The following is a 5,202-nucleotide window of genomic DNA, read 5'->3' as shown; positions in this document are numbered from 1 at the left end:
CCGGATCGATCGGCTGGCCATCGCTGGCGCTGTCCAGCTCGAAACCCAGGCCCAGCGCAGACAGCAGCTCGCGTTCGAAACGGCGCAGGGTCCAGGCCAGGCCAGCGCCCACCGCCAGCCGCGCACGCGCCTCGCCGTAGGCGAGGTACAGCTCCGGCAGCGGGTCCTGGCGCGGGGCCAGGCGCAGGGTCAGTTCGCTCAGGTAGAAGCCGGCCAGCATCGCCTGCCCGACCAGGCGTGGCGCGGCATCCAGCGCCTCGGCGCTACGCAGCTGGGCCAGTTCCCCCCGCTGCTGGGCACTGAAGCGGATCCACTGCAACGGCTGCAGGGCGGCGCGCAGCACCTGGCCCTTGGCAGTGGACACGCCACGCGCAAGCAGCCCAATACGGCCATGCTGTGCGCTCAACACTTCGACCAGCAGGCTGGTCTCGCGGTAGGCCCGTGCGTGCAGCACGAAGCCGGTGTCGTCCTCGATCATCATCGAAGCGACTACAACGCCTTACTCGTAACCGAAGGCCTTCAGCGCGGCCTCGTCGTCGGACCAGCCTTCACGCACGCGCACCCAGGTTTCCAGGAACACCTTGGCCCCGAACAGACGCTCCATCTGCAGGCGGGACTTGGCGCCGATCTCCTTCAGGCGGGCGCCGCCCTTGCCGATCACGATGGCCTTCTGGCCTTCACGCTCGACCCAGATCACCGCACCGATGCGCAGCAGGTTGCCGTCCTCGGTGAAGCGCTCGATCTCGACAGTGGTGGCGTAGGGCAGTTCCTCGCCGAGCTGGCGCATCAGCTGCTCACGCACCAGTTCACCGGCCAGGAAACGCTGGCTGCGGTCGGTGATCTCATCCTCGCCGAACATCGGCGGGGCTTCCGGCAGCAGCTTCAGCACGTCGCGCACCAGCGCTTCCAGGCCATTGCGCTTCTGCGCGGAGATCGGATGCACGGCGGCGAAGTCGCGACCCTCGGTCACCTGCTGCAGGAACGGCAGCAACGCGCCCTTTTCCTTCAGGCGATCGATCTTGTTGACCACCAGCACCACCGGGATGCCGGCGTCGCGCAGCACGTTGAACGCCAGGCTGTCCTCTTCATCCCAGCGACCGGCTTCGATCACCAGCAGGCCGGCATCGACGCCTTCCAGCGAGCCACGCGCGGCGCGGTTCATCACCCGGTTCATCGCCCGCTTCTGCACCTTGTGCAGGCCGGGGGTGTCGACCAGCACCAGCTGGCCTTCCGGATAGGTAGCGATGCCCAGCAGGCGATGGCGCGTGGTCTGCGGACGGTTGGAGACGATGCTGACCTTGGCGCCGACCAGAGCATTGGTCAGGGTCGACTTGCCCACGTTCGGGCGGCCGATGACGGCCACGCTGCCGCAATGATGGGGAGTTTGTTCGCTCACTTGGAATCCAGTTGTTCTAGGACGGCCGCAGCCGCCTGTTGTTCGGCAAGCCGCCGCGAGGCGCCTTCGCCCTCGGTGCTGGCGGCCGGGTCGGCTACGTTGCAGCGTACCCGGAAGTGCTTGGCGTGGTCGTCACCGGATTCTGACACCAGTTCATACTGCGGCAACGCCTTCTGTCGGGCCTGCAGCCATTCCTGCAGGCGGGTCTTGGGGTCCTTCTCGGGCCGGCCGGAGGCCGGCAGTGCCTCGATCGAAGCGCTGAACCAGGGCAGTACCACCGCCCGGCAGGCCTCGAAACCGGCATCCAGGTAGATCGCAGCCACCACGGCTTCCACCGCGTCGGCCAGGATCGAATCACGACGGTGGCCACCGGACTTCATTTCGCCCGGGCCCAGGATCAGCCGCTCGCCCAGCTCCAGGCTACGTCCAATCACCGCCAGCGCGCCCTCACGCACCAGTTCGGCGCGGGCACGGGTCATCGCGCCCTCGTCAGCCTTGGGCCAGCGTCGGTACAACGCCTCGGCCGCCATCATGTTGACGATGCTGTCGCCCAGGAATTCCAGGCGCTCGTTGTGTGGCGCACCGGCGCTACGATGCGTCAGCGCCTGCTTGAGCAGCGCCGGGTCGCGGAAGGGATGACCGATCAGGTCACCACGTTGGAAAGGTTTATTCGGCACCGCTTCGAGTCAGGTCCTGGGATGAATCGAATTTGCCAACCACGTCCAGGTTGCCGACCAGCGGACGGCGCACTTCGTAGTTGACCTTGAGGGTCCAGCCATTGTCGCGACGGTCGAACTTCACGTTGGCCGGCTTCACGTTTTCCGAGTAATTGATGTACAGGCGCTTGAAGAACAGATCCTGGATCCGGGCCGGCTCCATGCTGCCCACGCCCGGCTCCTTGGCCAGGCTCTTCATCGCCGAGCGCACCGCGTAATACTCCTGGTACATCGGGAACAGCTTCATGCCGATGTAAAGGAAGAAACCCACCACGATCAGGACCGCCAGGAACGAGGTCAGGGTCATGCCACGCTGCGTGTTCATCGTCTTCATTGCGTTCTCCCCAGATACGCGTTGGATGTGAAGGTACTCAGTTGATGCTCGAGCCGATCCGCGACGGCTCGAAGCCATCCTTGCAGAACCAGCCCTGGCAGTTCAGCCAGATCAGGAAGGCCTTGCCGCGCAGGTTTTCTTCCGGCAGCAGGCCCCAGAAGCGGCCATCGTCGCTATTGTCACGATTGTCGCCCATCACCAGGTACTTGCCGGCCGGTACGGTCCACTGGCCCTGGCCACGCGGATAGTCGGTCTCCAGCACGGTATGGGTACGGCCCGGCAGGTGCTCGACCAGCAGGTTGGCGCCCTCGCCCTGGCCCTTGTGCCCGGCATAGATGCCCTTGTTGTCGTACTTCAGCGGTTCGCCATTGAGGATCACGCCGTCGCCTTCGAAGACCACGGTGTCACCCGGCACGCCGATCACGCGCTTGATGAAGTTCTCGCCCTTGGCCGGATCGTTGTCGCTGTGGCCGGGGAAGTGGAACACCACCACGTCGCCGCGCGACGGCTCGCCGAAGGGGACGATCTTGGTGTTGCTGATCGGCAGGCGCAGGCCGTAGGAAAACTTGTTGACCAGGATGAAATCGCCGATCAGCAGGTTCGGCATCATCGAGCTGGACGGGATCTTGTACGGCTCGGCGATGAAACTGCGCACGATCAGCACGATCGCCAGCACCGGGAAGAATGCACGCGAGTAGTCCACCAGCACCGGCTCGGTGTCGAGCAGGCCCGCGCGCTGGGCGCGGCGCTTGGCGAGGTACAGCTTGTCGGCGAGCAGGATCAGGCCCGAGGCTAGGGTCAGCACGACCAGGAGGATCTCAAACAGTTTCATTCAGGGTCCTTTGCAACGTCACCAGACGACCGGCCCCGCGAGGCCGGTGCGGGCTTACTTGTTGTCCATCTGCAGCACGGCCAGGAACGCTTCTTGCGGGATCTCCACGCGGCCGACCTGCTTCATGCGCTTCTTGCCTTCCTTCTGCTTTTCCAGAAGCTTCTTCTTGCGCGAGACGTCGCCACCATAGCACTTGGCCAGCACGTTCTTGCGCATCGCCTTGACCGTGGTGCGGGCGATGATCTGCGAGCCGACGGCAGCCTGGATGGCCACGTCGAACATCTGGCGGGGGATCAGGTCCTTCATCTTCTCGCACAGCTCGCGGCCGCGGCGGTCGGCGTGGCTGCGGTGCACGATCAGCGACAGTGCGTCGACCTTGTCACCGTTGATCAGCACGTCAACGCGCACGAACGGGCCCGCGTCGAAGCGCACGAAGTGGTAATCCAGCGAGGCATAGCCACGGCTGACCGACTTGAGCTTGTCGAAGAAGTCCAGTACCACCTCGGCCATCGGCAGCTCGTAGCTGATCTGCACCTGGCTGCCCAGGTAGTTGATGCCGATCTGGCTTCCGCGCTTTTCTTCGCACAGCTTGATGATGTTGCCGATGTACTCCTCGGGAGTGAGCACGTTGGCGCGGATGATCGGCTCGCGGATCTCTTCGACCTGGTTCACCGGCGGCAGCTTGGCCGGGTTGTCCATGTTGATGACCGAGCCGTCGGTCTTCAGGACCTCATACACCACCGTCGGCGCGGTGCTGATCAGGTCCAGGTTGTATTCGCGTTCCAGGCGCTCCTGCACGATCTCCATGTGCAGCATGCCCAGGAAGCCGCAGCGGAAGCCGAAGCCCATCGCTTCGGAGCTTTCCGGCTCGAAACGCAGCGCGGCATCGTTCAGGCGCAGCTTGTCCAGCGCTTCGCGCAGGTCCGGATAGTCTTCGGCATCGACCGGGAACAGGCCGGCGAACACGCGCGGCTGCATTTCCTGGAAGCCCGGCAGCGGCTTCGGCGCCGGATCGCCGGCCAGGGTGAGGGTGTCGCCGACCGGCGCACCATGCACGTCCTTGATGCTGGCGGTGACCCAGCCCACTTCACCGGCACGCAGCGCCGGCAGCACCTTGCGCTTGGGAGTGAACACGCCGACGTTGTCGACCTGGTGGTTGCGGCCGGTCGACATCACCTGCAGCTTGTCACCGGCCTTGATCTCGCCCTGCATCACGCGCACCAGCGAGACCACGCCCAGGTAGTTGTCGAACCACGAGTCGATGATCAGCGCCTGCAGCTTGTCGGTGTCGCGCGGCACCGGCGGCGGGATGCGATGGACGATCGCCTCCAGCACGTCCTGCACGTTGAGGCCGGTCTTGGCACTGACCGGCACGGCGTTGGAGGCGTCGATGCCGATCACGGCCTCGATCTCGGCCTTGGCGCGCTCGATGTCGGCGGTGGGCAGGTCGATCTTGTTGATCACCGGCACCACTTCCAGGCCCTGCTCCACGGCGGTATAGCAGTTGGCCACCGACTGCGCTTCCACGCCCTGCGCCGCATCGACCACCAGCAGCGCGCCTTCGCAGGCGGCCAGCGAGCGGCTGACTTCATAGGAGAAGTCGACGTGGCCGGGGGTGTCGATGAAGTTCAGGTGATAGGTCTGCCCGTCCTTGGCCAGGTACGGCAGTGACACCGATTGCGCCTTGATCGTGATGCCACGCTCGCGCTCGATGGGATTGGAGTCGAGCACCTGCGCTTCCATCTCGCGGGCCTGCAGGCCACCACAGAGCTGGATGATGCGGTCGGCCAGCGTGGACTTGCCGTGGTCGACATGGGCGATGATGGAGAAGTTGCGGATGTTCCGCATCGAATCAGAAGACATAGGTGGCGGCGGCGCGCGGCGTCGTCAGGGTAACGGTCGATTATCGCACGCCCGGCGCCCG

6 protein-coding genes are annotated in these 5,202 nt (G+C 65.0%); all 6 read right to left on the bottom strand.

Annotated elements, in window-relative coordinates:
* The coding region (gene recO / locus N5E02_RS20000; protein WP_279946662.1) for a DNA repair protein RecO at nucleotides 1-481 on the bottom strand (481 nt) is incomplete at its 3' end.
* An 18-nt stretch (nucleotides 482-499) separates the two neighbouring features.
* The gene (gene era / locus N5E02_RS19995) at nucleotides 500-1,396 is read right to left on the bottom strand and encodes a GTPase Era (protein ID WP_005410599.1); all 897 of its coding nucleotides are present in this window, start codon (nucleotides 1,394-1,396) and stop codon (nucleotides 500-502) included.
* Entirely contained in the window at nucleotides 1,393-2,073 is a 681-nt protein-coding gene (gene rnc / locus N5E02_RS19990; protein ID WP_005418230.1) for a ribonuclease III, read from the bottom strand. The genes era and rnc overlap by 4 nt, the downstream gene beginning before the upstream one ends.
* Entirely contained in the window at nucleotides 2,063-2,446 is a 384-nt protein-coding gene (locus tag N5E02_RS19985; RefSeq protein WP_014038086.1) for a DUF4845 domain-containing protein, read from the bottom strand. Before N5E02_RS19985 ends, rnc begins: the two co-directional genes overlap by 11 nt.
* Nucleotides 2,447-2,483: 37 nt before the next feature.
* On the bottom strand, nucleotides 2,484-3,278 hold the full coding sequence (gene lepB / locus N5E02_RS19980) for a signal peptidase I (RefSeq protein WP_005418234.1): 795 nt from the start codon (nucleotides 3,276-3,278) through the stop codon (nucleotides 2,484-2,486).
* Between the two features lie 54 nt (nucleotides 3,279-3,332).
* Nucleotides 3,333-5,126, bottom strand: a complete 1,794-nt coding sequence (gene lepA, locus N5E02_RS19975; protein ID WP_235649451.1) for a translation elongation factor 4 — start codon at nucleotides 5,124-5,126, stop codon at nucleotides 3,333-3,335.
* Between the last annotated feature and the right edge of the window lie 76 nt (nucleotides 5,127-5,202).

The organism is Stenotrophomonas sp. GD03777 (assembly GCF_029842485.1).
GTDB lineage: Bacteria > Pseudomonadota > Gammaproteobacteria > Xanthomonadales > Xanthomonadaceae > Stenotrophomonas > Stenotrophomonas sepilia.
Note: the sequence above shows the minus strand (reverse complement) of the source record. Positions and strands in the feature narration are given on the sequence as shown.